We start from the raw sequence: 15,602 nt of genomic DNA, 5'->3' as shown, positions 1-15,602 counted from the left end.
ATCGCCGTAGGAGGAGAGGGGCAGACCATGATTTCCACGCATTTGTTGTTGATTTATCTCGCCGCGCTGGCGGCCATTTACGCGGTGCCGGGGCCGGACATGGCGCTGGTGCTGCAGACCAGCATCGGCCGCGGCGTGCGGCCGGGGATGGCGGCGGCCGCCGGCCTGTCGCTCGCGCGCACCGCGCACGTGACGCTGTCCGCCTGCGGCGTCGCGGCGCTGATCCGCAGCGCGCCGTGGCTGTACGAAGTGATCCGCTACGGCGGCGCGCTCTATCTCGCCTATGTCGCGATCCAGGTGTTCCGTTCGCCCGTGTTCGCGCTCGGCGACGGCGATGCGGCAGCGACGGCGGGCGAGCTGCGCCAGTCGTTCGTGAAGGGCCTGCTCACCAACCTGCTGAACCCGAAGGCGCTGCTGTTCTGCTCGGTGCTGCTGCCGCAGTTCGTGCGTCCCGAGGCCGGGCTGGTCGTGCTGCAGATGTTCGAGCTGGGCGCGCTACTGGTGGCGGCTGGCGTGTGCTTCGACCTCGCGTGCGTGTTCGGCGCGTCGCGGATCGCCGCGTGGATGCGCGCGCACCCGCTCGCGCAGACGGTGCAGCGCTGGACGTTTTCCGCGGCGCTGATCGGCTTTGCGCTGCGCCTGTCGATGGACTGAGTGCCGATGCGGCGGCGCGCCGGCGCAGGTCGCGCGGCGCGGCGCCGCGCCCGAGGCAGGCCGCGCGCCACGCCGGCCCGCGCGTGCGCCCCGTCGCAGAAGGGCGTGCGCGCAAATCGTCTGACTGTTCTAAACTCCCTGTTACTTCGCGCTGCGCGAACCCGACCGACCGAACGGAACCGTCTCCCGCCGGCCCTGTCCGATTTCCTGGCTGTTCCGTGCAACGCGGTACCAAGGAGGGTCTGAACATGGCAAGGCATCTTCACGCCGACCGTGAACCCCGAATCGTCGCCGAGTCCAAGTGCCTCGGCCCGTGCGATCCGGCAGAACGCATCCACGTCACGATCATGTTGCGGCGGCAGGAAGAAGGGCAACTCGATACGCTGCTTCACCAGCTCGCCACCGGCGACGCGCAAGCGAAACCGGTGTCGCGCGCAACTTTCGCGCAACGCTTTTCCGCCGATCCCGACGACATTCGCAAGGCCGAGGACTTCGCACGTCGTCACCAGCTGACGGTCGATCGCGTCGATCCCGTTGAAAGCGTCGTCGTGCTGTCCGGCACGATCCAGCAGTTCGAGGCGGCGTTCAGCGTCAAGCTCGAGCGCTTCGAGCACAAGTCGATCGGCCAGTATCGCGGCCGCTCCGGCCCGATCGCGCTGCCCGACGATCTCGGCGACGCCGTCACGGCCGTGCTCGGCCTCGACAGCCGTCCGCAGGCGCGGCCGCACTTCCGGTTGCGACCGCCGTTCAAGCCCGCGCGCGGCGGCGCGGCGGGCGTCACGTTCACCCCGATCCAGCTGGCATCGCTGTACGGCTTCCCGGCCGGCGACGGCGCCGGGCAATGCATCGCGATCATCGAGCTCGGCGGCGGCTACCGCGCGGCCGACATCCAGCAGTATTTCCGCGGGCTCGGCATCACGACACCGCCGACGCTCGTCGACGTGAACGTCGGCACCGGCCGCAACACGCCGACCGGCGACCCGAGCGGCCCGGACGGCGAAGTCGCGCTCGACATCGAGATCGCCGGCGCGATCGCGCCCGCCGCGAAGATTGCCGTCTACTTCGCACCGAACAGCGACGCGGGCTTCATCCAGGCCGTCAACGCGGCCGTCAACGACACGACCAACAAGCCGTCGGTGATCTCGATCAGCTGGGGCGGCCCGGAGGCGATCTGGCAAGCGCAGTCCGCGCAGGCGTTCAACCGCGTGCTGCAGGCGGCGGCCGCGCAGGGCATCACGGTGTGCGCGGCATCGGGCGACAGCGGTTCGGGCGACGGGCTGCAGGACGGCGCCGATCATGTCGACTTCCCGGCATCGAGCCCGTACGTGCTCGGCTGCGGCGGCACGCAGCTCGACGCGCTGCCCGGGCAGGGCATCCGCAGCGAGGTCACGTGGAACGACGAGGCGGCCGGCGGCGGCGCGGGCGGGGGCGGCGTCAGCACGCTGTTCGACCTGCCGGCGTGGCAGCAGGGGCTGAAACTCACGCGCGCCGACGGCAGCAGCACACCGCTCGCGAAGCGCGGCGTGCCGGATGTGGCGGGCGATGCGTCGCCGCAGACGGGCTACGAAGTGTCGATCGCGGGCACGGCCACGGTGATGGGCGGCACGAGCGCAGTCGCGCCGCTGTGGGCCGCGCTGATTGCACGGATCAATGCGGCGTCGACTGCGGCGGCGGGCGGTGCGACTGCCGGCTGGATCAATCCGGTGCTTTACAAGAATCCGGGTGCGCTGCGCGACATCACGCAGGGATCGAACGGTACGTACGCGGCCGCGCAGGGCTGGGATGCGTGTACGGGCCTCGGCAGCCCGAACGGCGCGCAGCTCGCCGCGATCCTGACGCGCAAGCCGTCGAGCTGACGGCCGCGGTACACGTCTTTCCGTATGGCGCGGGCTTCCGGTCCGCGCCTTTTTCTCACCTCCAGGAGCAGCACGATGGGCATCGATTCCGCATCTTCCGGCGGCGTGTATCCGCTGCATCACGGCGACCACAACTCGCATGGCGTGCCGCCGACCGTCAACCCGGTCGCGCTCAGTCATGGCCGCGACCAGCCGTTCTTCGATCCGGTCGCTTACGGCAACGGTCCCGACGACTCGGTGACCGACACGACCGAGGCGGCCGCGATCACGCATCACACGATCCTGATCGACGGGAAGCGCATCGCGTACACGGCAACGGCCGGCCACCTCGTGACGGTCGACCCGAGCAGTTCGCAGCCGGCCGCGAAGCTCTTCTACGTCGCATTCACGGCCGACGGCGCGAAGGAAGAAACGCGTCCCGTGACGTTCTTCTATAACGGCGGCCCGGGTTCGTCGTCGGTGTTCGTGCTGCTGGGGTCGTTCGCGCCGAAGCGCATCAAGACGTCGATGCCGGGGTTTACGCCGCCCGCGCCGTACCAGATCGAAGACAACCCGGACAGCATGATCGACCACAGCGACCTGGTGTTCATCAACCCGGTCGGCACCGGCTATTCGGCGGCGATCGCGCCGAACAAGAATCGCAACTTCTGGGGCGTCGACCAGGATGCGGATTCGCTGAAGCAGTTCATCAAGCGCTACCTGACGAAGAACAACCGCTGGAATTCGCCGAAATACCTGTTCGGCGAATCGTACGGCACCGCGCGCAGCTGCGTGCTCGCGTACAAGCTGCATGAGGACGGTGTCGACCTGAACGGCGTCACGCTGCAATCGTCGATCCTCGACTACCGGCAGGCCGGCAACCCGGTCGGCGCGTTGCCGACCGCGGCGGCCGATGCGTGGTATCACAAGAAACTTGGCGTCACGCCGGCGCCGACCGATCTCGGCGCGTTCGTCGAGGAAGTCGCGCAGTTCGCGCGCACCGACTACCTGACCGCATTGCGCAACGTGCCGCATGCCGACCCGGCCGCCGTGAAGAAGCTGTCGCAATACACGGGCATCGACGCGGCGACGCTGCAGACATGGGGGCTCGACATTGCGGGTTACAACGCGCGCGGCAATTCGCTGTTCCTGACGACGTTGCTGCAGGCACAGGGGCTGGCGCTCGGTTCGTACGACGGCCGCGTGACCGGGATCTCGTCGGGCATCGCCGGCAAGATCGACCCGAACTCCGGCGGCAACGATCCGACGATGACGGCCGTGACGGGCGTCTATACGGCGATGTGGAACAGCTATCTGAACGAGCAGTTGAAGTTCACGTCGAGTTCCGCGTTCACCGACCTGAACGACCAGGCGTTCCAGAACTGGGATTTCCACCACGTCGACCCGACCGGCGCGCAGCAGGGCATCGACGCGCAGGGGAACGTGATCCTCTATACGGCCGGCGATCTCGCGGCGGTGATGGCGTTGAACGTCGACCTGAAGGTGTTGTCGGCGAACGGCCTCTACGATTTCGTCACGCCGTTCTACCAGACCGTGCTCGACCTGCAGCAGATGCCGCTCGAGGATCAGAAGGTGCGGCAGAACCTGTCCGCGCGTTTCTATCCGTCGGGGCACATGGTGTATCTCGACGGCGGCTCGCGCACCGCGCTCAAGCGCGATCTCGCGGCGATGTACGACGCGACGGTCAGCGATACGGGCGCACGGATGCGGATTCGCGCACTGCAGGCGACGAAGACGGGCGGGCACGCGTAGCGGCGCCCGTCGGCAGGACGCCGCGCGCAGCCGTGACGGTGCGCGCGGCGTTGTTTTTCAGCGTGGGCGGCCGGCTTATGCGGCCGGCCAGTCGAACATCGTGTAAGGCAGCGCGCGCTTGTGGCGCGACGCGTCGTAGAAGCGCAGCACCGTTTCGTACACGTGGTCGGCGACGGGCTTGCCTTCGAGGAAGTCGTCGATCTCGTCGTAGGTGACGCCGTACGCATGCTCGTCGGGGCGCAGCGGGCGCAGTTCCTCGAGGTCGGCCGTCGGCACCTTCATCACGATCAGTTCGTCGCCGCCAAGCGCACGGGCCACTGCGCGCACGCGACGCTTGTTCAGCCCCGCGAGCGGCAGGATGTCCGCGCCGCCGTCACCGAACTTCGTGAAGAAACCCATCAGCGACTCGGCCGCGTGATCGGTGCCGATCACGATGCCGCGCCGCGCGCCGGCCACCGCGTACTGCGCGATCATGCGCTCGCGCGCCTTGACGTTGCCGTGCACGAAGTCCTGCTGGGCCGGCGTCTCGAACGCATGGCCGGACGCGACCAGCGCGCCGAGCATCGCGTCGGCGGCCGGCTTCACGTTGACGGTCAGTTCCTCGTCCGCGCGGACGAACGCGAGCGCGCGCTGCGCATCGGCTTCGTCGTTCTGCACGCCGTTCGGCAAGCGCATCGCGATGAAGCGGGCGTCGTAGCCACCGGCGCGCAGCTTTTCGACCGACAGCTGTGCGAGCCGGCCGGCCGTCGACGAATCGACGCCGCCGCTGATGCCGAGCACGTAGGTCCGCAGGCCGGTCGAACGAAGATATTGCGCGAGGAACTCGACGCGGCGGGCAATCTCGGCCTCGGCGTCGAAGTGCGTGGCGACGTTCAGTTCGGCAATGATCGCGCGTTGGCGGCTGGCGTAATCGGCGGATGTCATGAAGGAAGTTCCGGAACGAAATCAAGGCGCCCATCATAAGCGCAATCGCGGCGCGGCGCCGCGCCGGGCGTGCGATCCGGCGATTTCGCGTTGCTTCGGCGAGACGGGCTGCGTCGCCGTGGTGCACGGTGCGCCGGCCGGGTGCAACGATGCCGCGTAACGGGTGTTCGCACGGCCGGCATTCGATGCGCGTGGCGGCCGGCGTGCATGCACCCGTGACCGCACACACGGGCGGGCACGTCAGCGCCGCGCGAGCACGACGCCCACCAGCGCGAGCGCGAAGCCGGCGAGCTGGATCGCCGCGAGCGTCTCGCCGAACAGCCAGTAGCCCTGCAACGCGGCCAGCGGCGGCGCGAGGAACAGCAGCGACGTCGCGCGTGCGGCGTTGCCGCGCCGCAGCATCCACATCAGCATCGTGACCGCGCCGCCGGACAGGAAGACGACACCCCACACGAGCGACACCCACAGCGCCGGCGCGCCGATCCAGCGCGTCTCGTGCAGCAGCGCGACGAAGACGGCCGCGACGATCGCCGCACCGAAGTTCTGGATGGCCACCGCCGTGCGCAGGTCGCTCTGCGCGAGCTTGCCTTTCTGGTACAGCGAGCCGGCGGTGATCGATCCGACCGCGAGCACCGAGACGGCGACGACGAGCCACGCCGGCGCGGCGCCCGACGGCGGCGCCACGCCGCCCATCACCTTCGGCGCCAGCACGAGTGCGACGCCGGCAAGCCCGAGCGCCATCCCGACCCAGCCGCGCGCGGGCAGGCGCTCGTTGAACAGCGGGACGGCGAGCACGGCGGTGGCGAGCGGTTGCAGCGCACCGAGCAGCGCCATGACGCCGGCGTTCAGCCCTTGCGCGACGGCCCAGTAGCTCGCGCCGAGATAGACGCCCTGCAGCAGCGCGCCCGCGATCAGGTGGCGTGGCCATTCGCGCCGGGCCGGCCACGGCGCGCGAGAAACGAGCGCCACCGCGCCGAACAGCGCGGCCGTGCCCGCGAAACGCGCGAGCAGGAACAGGTTGGGATCGGCGTAGGGCTTGATTGCCCGCGCAACGATGAAGCCGGTGGACCAGAGGGCGACGAAAGCGGCGGCGACGAGCGAGGTCAGCATGCGTGGCGGGCCGCGACGCGGCCGGACGGAATCGTGAAGTCCGCCAGTATCGGGGGAAGCGATGCGGGCGTCTTGTCGAATCCTGCACTCATGCTGTGTGCCGCACAGGCGGCCGCCGGTGCCGGGAGAGGCGGGGCGCCGCCCCGGGATGCGGAGCGGGCGCGTGTGAGGCCGCGGGGATCAGTCGATCGAGAACGTGTCGAGCGGCTGGTTGGCGCGTGCGTCGGTCGCGAAGCGCGCGGCGAGCTGTTCGTAGAGCCGGCGGGCCTCGTCGAGCGTCAGGTCGATCCAGTACGGATCGCCGGCCGCGTCGTTGAGACGTTCGGGCGGAAACTGGATTTCGATCACACTGCCTTTGCGGTACATGGCGCGAGCCCCTTTGCTTGGTCTGTCGTTCGGCGAAGCGCAAAGTGTAGCAACCGGCGCCGCGCCGATTCGCGCGCGTCTGGCAATACAGAATTTCGCTTTCGTGAAACGCGGCCCGGCGGGTTTCCCGGCGCAGTCAAATGCCCGTCAAACGGCCGTAATACAATGGTCGGCTTAGCCATTACCAGTCGCCTCGGGCGCACACGCGATGCTGGCGGAACAACGTCATCAATTCATCCTGTCGGAACTCGGACGGTCGGGCGCATTGTCGGTCGCGGAACTCGTCCGCTCGCTCGACGTGTCGCGCGAGACCGTGCGGCGCGACCTGAACGCACTGGCCGCGCGCGGCCTGCTCGTGATGACGCACGGCGGCGCGCTGGCCGCGGATCGCCGCGAGCCGAGCCTGTCCGAGCGCGAAGCCGCGAACGCGGAAGCGAAGCGCACGATCGGGCGGCGCGCCGCCGAGTTCGTGCCCGACGATGCATCGGTGCTGATCGATTCGGGCAGCACGCCGCATGCGGTGGCGCTCGCGCTCGCCGACCGGCATCGGCTGTCGATCTACACGAACGACTGGCGTACCGCATTCGTGCTCGCGCGGCGCAACGGCAACCGCGTGACGCTGCTCGGCGGCGAGCTGTCCGACGACGAAGATGCGACCTTCGGGCTCGACACGATCCAGCAGCTCGCGCAGTACCACGTCGATTTCGCGTTCGTCGGCGCCGGCGGCATCACGCCCGACGGCGAATGCACCGACTACTCGCGGCTCGCGGCCGAGGTGCGTAGCCGGATGATCGCGGCGGCCGGCACCGCGATGATCGTCGCCGACCATTCGAAATTCGGCCGCGTGACGCCGGTGCGGATCAACGGCACGGCCGCCGCCCGCTATCTCGTGACCGAGCGGGCGCCCGACAAGGCCGTGCGCCGTGCGCTGACCGCGCGCGGCATCGAGCTGCTCGTGTGCGACTGACGCGCGTCCGACATACAAGGTTCATCGAACCGTCATCCGCAGGGAAGAACTGCCGTCAAGACTGACCCATTCACCTCGACCGGCCGCCAGGCTAGGGAGCAACGAATGACCGTCAGCGTGCGCAGCTATCTTTCCCCCACCTTGGTCCTGCTGGCCTTCGACTGGCCCGACGCGGCGTCGCGGTCCGATTTCCTCGGCTTCGCGATCCGGCGCACGCCGGGCTTCTGGTCGGCCGACGGCAAGACGCGCGCGCCCGACAGCTGGCTGCCGAACCGCCTGACGTTCGATGGCCCGGCCGCGCATACGCAAGGCGACGCGCCGACCGACCAGGCGCCGATCCAGAAATTCATGTGGTGGGACGCGCGCATCGATCCGCAGGATCGCGGCGCGGCGTTCCGCTACGACGTGTATCCGGTCGTCGGCACGCCGGCGAACCTGCAGGTGCTCGACGTGCAAGCCGGCGTGTGCGATGTCGTGCTGCCCGCGCACATCGAGGACGGCATCGGCACGTGGTTCAACCGCGCGGTGGTCAGCTCGCAGGCCTTCGCGAAGCAGGTGGCGGCGCTGGGCCTCGCGCCGAATGCGGCGCCGAGCGCCGAGCAGGCGCTGAAGCTGCGCACGTGGCTCGCGAACGACATGGAGCAGGTGTTCGCCGAGATGCTCGACCCCGCGTCGCGCGCGGCATCGGCCGTCTATCACCTGACCGACACGCTGTGGGCGTTGCCCGCGTTCGAAGCGTTCGGGCGCCAGCACGGCGAAGCGTCGCTCGCGATCGTCTACGACGCGCACACGACGGCGCGCAAGGGCAAGCCGCCGCTGCCGTCGCCGAACCAGCCGGCCGTCGACGCGCTGCAGGGCCTCGCGACGCTCGCGCCGCGCGACAAGACGCACATCATGCACGACAAGTTCATCGTGACCGATGCGTCGTCGAGCGCGGTGCCCACGCGTGTGCTGACCGGCTCCGCGAACTTCACGACCGAGGGGCTCACGGAGCAGGCGAACGTGTTGCACGCGTTCGATTCGCCCGCGCTCGCCGCGCTGTACAACGATCGTGCGCATGCGCTGGCCGGGAATCCGTCGATCGCGGACACGGCGAAGCTGTCGCCGGGCTGGTCGGCGCCGATGACGATCGGCAGTGCGCAGGTGCGGCTCGCGTTTTCGCCGGAGCCGGCGGGGCAGCGCACCGAGATCGACACGATCGTCGCCGCGATCGCCGCTGCGAAGCATTCGGTGTGCTTCTGCCTGTTCATGCCGACCGACGCGGCGCTGCGCGACGCGTGTTTCGCGGCCGGCGACCGCGGGCTGATGATGTTCGGGCTGGTGAACAAGATCAACGTGGGCAGCGCGACGAAGGCCGACACGGAGCAGCAGGCCGGCCAGACGCTCGATGCGGCGACGCTCGCGAACCTCGAGCTGTATCACCGCAACCGCGACAACCACGACGTGATCGACGCCGAGTACTTCTCGCCAGCCACCGTCCCGCAGGGTTTCGAGCCGGAATTGCGGTTGTTCCCGGGTGAACCGGCACCCGCCTTCCCGCCCGTCGTGATCCATCACAAGTTCATCGTGATCGATGCGGAGGGCGCGAATCCCGTCATCTATACGGGTTCGGCAAACATGAGCCGCAACTCGGAGCAGTACAACGACGAGAACCTGCTCGAGATCCGCGACCAGCGGATCGCGGCGATCTATCTCGCGGAATTCCTGCGGCTTTACGAGCACTATCGTGCGCGGGCATTGACGATCAATGCGAAGCAGCACGGCACGGGCGCGCATGCGCGGCTCGCGCTTGCACCCGATTCGAGCTGGGCGAAGAAGTATTACGTGGCGGGAAGCCCGGAAGAGAAGGCGCGGATCGCACTGGCGTCGACCGCGCCGACGGATTGACCCACGAGAGAATGACGGGCGCGGATATCGCGCGCCCGGCGTGAGTCCGGCAGGGAAACCGGCTGCCGCCGCCGCTTACGCGGCGACGTAGCGCAGCACGGCGTCGGCGATCGTGTCCCGGTGCCGCGCGCGCAGGCGCGGCGCCGACGGATCGCGGCCGAATGCGGCGCCGAACGTGTAGCGGTTCGACACGCGGTGGAAGCAGAACGAGCTGATCAGCAGGTGCAGGTCGAACGCGTCGATGTCCTTGCGGAACGCGCCGCTCGCCGCGCCGCGCTCGACCAGTTCCTCGAGCGTCTTGATGATGCTGACGTTGCGGTTCTTGAACGACTTGAGCTGTTCGAGATACTTCGCGCCGTGGATGTTCTCGATCGACACGAGGCGGACGAAGTCGCGATGCTTGTCGTGATAGTCGAACGTGAATTCGACGAGGCGGCGCATGCCCTCGCGCGGCTCCATGTCGCCGACGTGCAGCTCCTGCTCGAGCGCGCGGATATCGCCGTACACCTTCTCCAGCACGGCCTCGTACAAGCCTTCCTTGCTTTCGAAGTAGTAATAGAGCATGCGCTTCGTCGTGTTCGTGCGCTCGGCGATGGCATCGACGCGCGCGCCGGCGAGGCCCATCGCGGAGAATTCCTGCGTGGCGACGTCGAGGATGTTGCGCTTGGTTTGCTCGGGATCGTATTTGCGCCGCGCATCGGACGGAAGCGCGCGGGTGTCGGGCGTGGCGGCCTTGCTTCCTGCTTTCATGTGGACTTATTGTGGCTTCGGCGGCTTGGAAAAGCCATTCTAGCATGTGGGAAATCGCCGCCCGGCCGACCTTCCGCTCTAATCGGCAGGGCGGTTTCGGCCGCCGTGGCCGCCGCTCAGCGGCGGCAGGACGCGAGCGCGTCGCGGGCCTGGTACGCCGTGTACGTGAGCTGGGCGGCAGCGAGGCCCGCCAGCCCGAACGTGCGCGTGAGCCCGAACGCGTTGAAGCCTTCCGGCACCGGCCGGCCTTCGGCCAGCGTGGCCGCGAGCACTTCGCCGGCAACCGTGGTCGGCGCCATCCCGTGGCCGCCGAACGCGATCGCGTGCCACACGCCATCCGCGTCGCGGCCGATCTGCGGCATTTTGTGCCGCGCATAGCTCATCAGCCCGCCCCACGCGTAGTCGACCTTCACGCCTTCCAGTTGCGGATACACGCGCAGCAGGTCGCGCCGCAGCAGGCGCGCGATCGCGTCGGGGCCGCGGTCGAGCACGGAGATCCGGCCGCCCCACAGGATGCGCGTGTCCTTCAGCGGACGGTAATAGTCGAACGCGAAACGCGTGTCGTAGATCGCGTACGGCGCGTCGATCGCATCCGGCAGGCGCGCGCCGAGCGGCTCGGTCGCGATTACGTAGGTCGCGATCGGCAGCACCGCGCGCTCGATGCGCGGCGACACGCCGCGCGCGTAGCCGCCGCCGGCGAACACGACGTCCTTCGCGCGCACCGTGCCCTGCGCCGTGCGCACGACGTACCCGGCGCCTTCGCGCGCGATGCCGAGCGCGGCCGAGCGTTCGTATACGCGTGCGCCGCCGCGCGATGCGGCCGCCGCGACGCCGAGCACGTACTTGAGCGGATGGAAGTGGAAGGCGTTCGGCTCGAACAGGCCGCCGTAATAGCGCTGCGTCTTCAGCCGCTTGCGCAGCGCGTCCGTCGAAACGGGTTCCCAGTCGACGCCGAGTTCATCCTTCATCAGCGTGCGCACGCTGTCGAGCCGGGACGGATCGTCGAACCAGTTCGCCAGCATCACGCCCTGGTCGACGATGTCGCAGTCGATGCCGTAGCGCGCGATCCGCGCGCGGATCAGTTCGACCGCGTCGACGGTGAGCCGGTACAGCCGGCGCCCTTCGTCGCGGCCGAGCGTGCGCAGCAGGTCGGCGTTGTCGAGGCTGTAGCCGCCGAAGACGAAGCCGCCGTTGCGGCCCGATGCGCCGAAGCCGACCCATTCGCTGTCGAGCACGACGACGTCACGCACGCCGCGCTCGACGAGGCCGAGCGCCGTGCACAGGCCGGCGAGGCCGCCGCCGACGATGCAGACCTGCGTGTCGATCGTGCCGGTCAGTTGCGGGTAGGGCTGGCGGGTAACGGTGGCTTCGTAGAAGTTCTGCATGCGATTTCGTTGACTTTGAACGGCGGAAAAACAGACGGCGCGCGTCGATCTTGCCTGAACGTGCGCGCCGCGTCGAATGGCGGTTGTTCGGGCGCCGGCCGCCGCACTCGCATGGCGGCCTGTGCGATCCGGGTTGTTCCGGGCCGAGCCGCGCGATCAGGCGCCCGGCGTCGGGTTGGCCGGGCGGGCGACGTAGCCCGCGTAGCTGGTTTCAGCCTGGGCGGCGGGTTCGGGCGTCGCGTTGCGTTCGATCCACGGTGCGATCTCCATGTCTTCGTAGCTCACGAGGCGGCATTTGCGCACGATCGCGTAGCCGAGCCAGATCGCGAGGAAGAACGGCAGGCCGATGTAGGTCGCGGCGACGCCGACCCAGTCGATCTTGTCGGAGAGGAACGCCTGGTAGTCCTGGCCGAGCGCGATAACCGCGCACAGCGCGAACGCGAACAGCGGGCCGAACGGGAACCACTTCGACCGGTACGGCAGCTGATCGAGCCGGTAGCCCTGCTTCAGGAAGCCCTTGCGGAAGCGGTAGTGGCTGACCGCGATGCCGAGCCACGTGATGAAGCCGGCCATGCCCGACGTGTTCAGCAGCCACAGGTACACGGTCTTGTCGCCGTACAGCGACGTGAGGAAGCACAAGGCGCCGACTGCCGTCGTCGCGTACAGCGCGTTGCGCGGCACGCCGCCGCGCGACAGCTTCGCGAAGATCTTCGGCGCACGGCCTTCGGTCGCGAGGTTGTAGAGCATCCGCGTGGACGCGTACATGCCCGAGTTGCCGGCCGACAGCACGGCCGTCAGGATCACCGCGTTCATCACGCCGGCCGCGAACGCGAGGCCTGCGTGGCGGAACACGAGCGTGAACGGGCTCACGCCGATGTCGGTCACGTCGCTCTTCAGCAGGCTCGGGTCGGTATAGGGAATCAGCACGCCGATCACGAAGATCGCCAGCACGTAGAACAGCAGGATGCGCCAGAAGATCTGGCTCACCGCACGCGGGATCGTCGTGCGCGGGTTTTCCGATTCGCCGGCCGCGACGCCGATCATTTCGGTGCCCTGGAACGAGAAGCCGGCGATCATCGCGACGCCGAGCATCGTCGCCCAGCCGCCGGCGAACGGCGCGTCGCCGATCGTGAAGTTGCTCCAGCCCGCGCTCGGGCCACCCTGCATGATCCCGAAGATCATCAGCAGCCCGACGCCGACGAACGCGAGCACCGTCAGCACCTTGATCAGCGCGAACCAGTATTCGGCTTCACCGAAGCCGCGCACCGACAGCGCGTTGAGCGCGAAGATCAGCGTGAGGAACAGCGCGCTCCACCAGACGCCCGGCACATGCGGGAACCAGTAGTTCATCACGAGCTGCCCGGCGACGAGCTCGACGGCCAATGTCACGGCCCAGCTGTACCAGTAGTTCCAGCCGAGTGCGAAGCCGAAGCCTTCGTCGACGAACTTCGCGCCGTAGGTCGCGAACGAGCCCGATACGGGCATGAACGCGGCCATTTCGCCGAGGCTCGTCATCAGGAAATAGACCATCAGGCCGATCACCATGTACGCGAGCATTGCGCCGCCGGGGCCGGCCTGCGAGATCGACGCGCCGGATGCGACGAACAGGCCCGTGCCGATCGAGCCGCCGATCGCGATCATCCGCAGATGGCGTGCCTGCAGTGCACGGTGGAGGGACGGCTTCGCCGGCGGCGAGCCGGAGGGGCGGGGCGAATCGGGGCGGGCGTTTGAATGCATGGCGGGCGCTGGGCGCTGTCTCCGGGATTGTTTTTCGGTGACGAAGCGCGACGCGTTGCCGGCCGCGGGCCGGGCAGCGGTGATGCGGTGCTGAAACGGACCGGATGAACCGGGCCGCGATGCGTGCGCCTTCGTCTGTCGTCCGACAGCCGTGATGGCGGCCGGTGGCGCGCCGGGTGCGTGGCACCTCGACGTCGCAACGATTGTGTGTGCCCCGTGCGCGGGCGGCAAACGATATTTCCGAACAGGGTGATGCGGGTTTGTCATCAACTTGTTCTCCGTCACGACGTGGCGAATGGCTTGGTCACGGGCCTTGGACAAGTCCCATATCCGCGAGGAAACGCACTGTGTCATCCCGCCAGGGTGTTGCGTTTTCGGAATGAAGTCGTGAGTTAATATCAATAGCGGCCCGACTTGTGGCCACCGACAATGTGTTTCATGGATCGTGCCCTGCGAGGCGGGGGCGCGCCGTCCGGCGGGCTTCCGGCGGCGGCGCAGCGCGATGCGCCGCACGGCGCACCGGGCCTGCCGCGCGGCGCATCCGCTTGCACAGGGCGCGCGAACGCGCTCCAATCGAATCACGCGGGCGGCGTTGCCGCCGCACCGATCAATCTGTCCCTGAAGAGGAAGTGATGCAATTCAACGACATTCTTGCCGCGCTCGATATCGATCTCGCCCAGTGGAAAGGCAATGCGCTGACCGCGCGTTCGCCGCTCGACGGCGCGACGCTCGCGACGCTGGCCGTCGACACGCCCGCCGACGCCGAGCGCAAGATCGACGCCGCGCACGACGCATTCCTCAAGTGGCGCACGGTGCCGGCACCGGTGCGCGGCGAACTCGTGCGCGTGTTCGGCAACGTGCTGCGCGAGCACAAGGCCGAGCTCGGCCGCCTCGTCACGCTCGAAGCCGGCAAGATCACGTCGGAAGGTCTCGGCGAAGTGCAGGAAATGATCGACATCTGCGATTTCGCGGTCGGTCTGTCGCGCCAGCTTTACGGCCTCACGATCGCGTCCGAGCGCCCGGGCCACCGGATGATGGAAACGTGGCACCCGATCGGCGTGTGCGGCGTGATTTCGGCGTTCAACTTCCCGGTCGCGGTGTGGGCCTGGAATGCCGCGCTCGCATTCGTGTGCGGCGATTCGGTCGTGTGGAAGCCGTCCGAGAAGACGCCGCTCACCGCGATCGCGTGCCACGTGCTGCTGCAGAAGGCGATCCGCGAATTCGAGAAGACCCACCCGGGCGTCGCGCCGGCGGAACTGAGCCAGCTGGTGCTCGGCATGCGCGATGTCGGCGAGGTGCTGACGGCGTCGAAGAAGGTGCCGGTGGTCAGCGCGACGGGCAGCGTGCGGATGGGCCAGGAAGTCGCGAAGGTGCTGAGCCAGCGTCTCGCGCGCGGCATCCTCGAACTCGGCGGCAACAACGGGATGATCGTCGCGCCGAGCGCCGATCTGGATCTCGTGGTGCGCGCCGTCACGTTCGCGGCGGTCGGCACGGCCGGCCAGCGCTGCACGACGCTGCGCCGCTTGATCGTGCATCGCAGCCTGGTCGACCAGCTGCTGCCGCGCATCGAGAAGGCCTACACGTCGGTGAAGGTCGGCAACCCGCTTGAAGAAGGCACGCTGGTCGGCCCGCTGGTCGATCGCGCGTCGTTCGACGCGATGCAGAAGGCGCTGGGCGATGCACGCGAGCAGGGCGGTGAAGTGAAGGGCGGCGAGCGCGTCGACGTCGGCCACGCGGATGCGTACTACGTGCGTCCGGCCATCGTGCGGATGCCGAAGCAATCGGCGGTGGTCGAGCGCGAAACGTTCGCACCGATCCTGTACGTGATGGTCTACGACAACTTCGACGACGCCATCGAACTGCACAACGCGGTGCCGCAAGGCCTGTCGTCGGCGATCTTCACGAACGACATGCGCGAGGCCGAGCAGTTCATGTCGGCAGCGGGCAGCGACTGCGGGATCGTCAACGTGAACATCGGCACGAGCGGCGCGGAGATCGGCGGCGCGTTCGGCGGCGAGAAGGAAACGGGCGGCGGCCGCGAGTCGGGTTCGGATGCGTGGAAGGCTTACATGCGCCGCGCGACGAACACGATCAACTACAGCCGTCAGCTGCCGCTGGCGCAGGGCGTGAAGTTCGACGTTTGATGCGGGGCGCCCGGGAGGGCGCTGCGTAGGAGTAGAAAGGGCCGGCTGCCGCGTTGCGGTGCCGGCCCTT

At 68.4% G+C, this 15,602-nt stretch carries 13 protein-coding genes; 7 read left to right on the top strand and 6 right to left on the bottom strand.

The annotated features are described in order from the left end of the window. Nucleotides 1-27 precede the first annotated feature (27 nt). The 3 genes from LXE91_RS23505 to LXE91_RS23495 all read left to right on the top strand — a co-directional run bounded on the left by LXE91_RS23505 (nucleotide 28) and on the right by LXE91_RS23495 (nucleotide 4,262). Nucleotides 28-654 carry a LysE family translocator gene (locus LXE91_RS23505; RefSeq protein WP_039339737.1) on the top strand — a complete coding sequence of 209 codons (627 nt, stop codon included), beginning with the start codon at nucleotides 28-30 and terminating at the stop codon, nucleotides 652-654. A 248-nt stretch (nucleotides 655-902) separates the two neighbouring features. Continuing rightward, nucleotides 903-2,510, top strand: coding sequence for a S53 family peptidase (locus LXE91_RS23500; protein ID WP_039339734.1), 1,608 nt, complete (start codon nucleotides 903-905; stop codon nucleotides 2,508-2,510). Between the two features lie 75 nt (nucleotides 2,511-2,585). Further along, nucleotides 2,586-4,262: a S10 family peptidase gene (locus tag LXE91_RS23495; protein ID WP_039339732.1), complete on the top strand. Its 1,677-nt coding sequence runs from the start codon at nucleotides 2,586-2,588 to the stop codon at nucleotides 4,260-4,262. A 75-nt stretch (nucleotides 4,263-4,337) separates the two neighbouring features. Here LXE91_RS23495 and nadE read toward each other — a convergent pair whose 3' ends face one another. After that, complete coding sequence (nadE, locus tag LXE91_RS23490; RefSeq protein ID WP_039339729.1) at nucleotides 4,338-5,186, bottom strand: ammonia-dependent NAD(+) synthetase; 849 nt, start codon at nucleotides 5,184-5,186, stop codon at nucleotides 4,338-4,340. On the opposite strand from nadE, the gene LXE91_RS23485 reads away from it, so the two are divergent. After that, a complete protein-coding gene (locus LXE91_RS23485; RefSeq protein ID WP_157644948.1) occupies nucleotides 5,185-5,346 on the top strand; it encodes a hypothetical protein in 162 nt (53 codons plus the stop codon). The two genes, nadE and LXE91_RS23485, sit on opposite strands and share 2 nt — an antisense overlap. Before the next feature lie 80 nt (nucleotides 5,347-5,426). Here the strand turns inward: LXE91_RS23485 and LXE91_RS23480 are convergent, their stop codons facing one another. Beyond that, complete coding sequence (locus LXE91_RS23480) at nucleotides 5,427-6,296, bottom strand: DMT family transporter (protein ID WP_039339726.1); 870 nt, start codon at nucleotides 6,294-6,296, stop codon at nucleotides 5,427-5,429. Nucleotides 6,297-6,476: 180 nt separating this feature from the next. Next, complete coding sequence (locus LXE91_RS23475) at nucleotides 6,477-6,662, bottom strand: hypothetical protein (RefSeq protein ID WP_006480515.1); 186 nt, start codon at nucleotides 6,660-6,662, stop codon at nucleotides 6,477-6,479. A 208-nt stretch (nucleotides 6,663-6,870) separates the two neighbouring features. Here LXE91_RS23475 and LXE91_RS23470 point away from each other — a divergent pair, with 208 nt between their 5' ends. Then, nucleotides 6,871-7,629 (top strand): DeoR/GlpR family DNA-binding transcription regulator, encoded by a 759-nt coding sequence (locus LXE91_RS23470; protein WP_039339705.1) that lies wholly within the window; start codon nucleotides 6,871-6,873, stop codon nucleotides 7,627-7,629. A 105-nt stretch (nucleotides 7,630-7,734) separates the two neighbouring features. After that, a complete protein-coding gene (locus tag LXE91_RS23465) occupies nucleotides 7,735-9,516 on the top strand; it encodes a phospholipase D-like domain-containing protein (RefSeq protein ID WP_039339703.1) in 1,782 nt (593 codons plus the stop codon). Between the two features lie 75 nt (nucleotides 9,517-9,591). Here LXE91_RS23465 and LXE91_RS23460 read toward each other — a convergent pair whose 3' ends face one another. From LXE91_RS23460 to LXE91_RS23450, 3 genes are all read right to left on the bottom strand, one after another. Next, nucleotides 9,592-10,266, bottom strand: a complete 675-nt coding sequence (locus LXE91_RS23460; protein WP_039339701.1) for a TetR/AcrR family transcriptional regulator — start codon at nucleotides 10,264-10,266, stop codon at nucleotides 9,592-9,594. Between the two features lie 116 nt (nucleotides 10,267-10,382). Further along, the gene (locus LXE91_RS23455; protein WP_039339699.1) at nucleotides 10,383-11,651 is read right to left on the bottom strand and encodes an NAD(P)/FAD-dependent oxidoreductase; all 1,269 of its coding nucleotides are present in this window, start codon (nucleotides 11,649-11,651) and stop codon (nucleotides 10,383-10,385) included. Between the two features lie 156 nt (nucleotides 11,652-11,807). After that, the gene (locus tag LXE91_RS23450; protein ID WP_039339695.1) at nucleotides 11,808-13,388 is read right to left on the bottom strand and encodes an amino acid permease; all 1,581 of its coding nucleotides are present in this window, start codon (nucleotides 13,386-13,388) and stop codon (nucleotides 11,808-11,810) included. A gap of 632 nt (nucleotides 13,389-14,020) precedes the next feature. On the opposite strand from LXE91_RS23450, the gene amaB reads away from it, so the two are divergent. Continuing rightward, nucleotides 14,021-15,532 carry an L-piperidine-6-carboxylate dehydrogenase gene (gene amaB / locus LXE91_RS23445; RefSeq protein WP_039339689.1) on the top strand — a complete coding sequence of 504 codons (1,512 nt, stop codon included), beginning with the start codon at nucleotides 14,021-14,023 and terminating at the stop codon, nucleotides 15,530-15,532. The last annotated feature ends 70 nt before the right edge of the window (nucleotides 15,533-15,602 follow it).

The sequence above is a fragment of the Burkholderia contaminans genome (assembly GCF_029633825.1).
Lineage (GTDB): Bacteria > Pseudomonadota > Gammaproteobacteria > Burkholderiales > Burkholderiaceae > Burkholderia > Burkholderia contaminans.
Note: the sequence above shows the minus strand (reverse complement) of the source record. Positions and strands in the feature narration are given on the sequence as shown.